The organism is Pseudomonas sp. SIMBA_067, from assembly GCF_046534675.1.
GTDB classification, from domain to species: domain Bacteria; phylum Pseudomonadota; class Gammaproteobacteria; order Pseudomonadales; family Pseudomonadaceae; genus Aquipseudomonas; species Aquipseudomonas putida.
In genome coordinates this window covers 1-278 of sequence record NZ_JAWRYH010000320.1, presented here as the reverse complement: position 1 = coordinate 278, position 278 = coordinate 1, and the positions used below count along the sequence as shown (strand labels likewise).

The following is a 278-nucleotide window of genomic DNA, read 5'->3' as shown; positions in this document are numbered from 1 at the left end:
AGCAGTTGGGGTTTGCCGACAACAGTTCGTTCTACAAGGCGTTTCGCAAATGGTTTGGCTGTAACCCTGGGCATTATCGGGCTTTGATTCAGGCCCGCGGGGCTGGGCACTGAGGGACCAACGCTTCCGGCTGTGGCGCCGCAAACGGTAAGGGCAAGGTGGCAGGTCGAATCATGCCTGAGGATCCTGACCATGCCCCAACCGACGATTCACCCGAAACTGCTGCACCCGGCCAACGACTTCATCGCCGAGCAGTTGCCCACCTGGCTGAGGAGGGC

1 protein-coding gene is annotated in these 278 nt (G+C 60.4%); it reads left to right on the top strand.

The genetic code is table 11. From position 1 onward, the window contains the following. On the top strand, nucleotides 1-113 hold a 113-nt coding region (locus SB765_RS29280), incomplete at its 5' end, for a helix-turn-helix domain-containing protein (RefSeq protein WP_410932442.1). Between the last annotated feature and the right edge of the window lie 165 nt (nucleotides 114-278).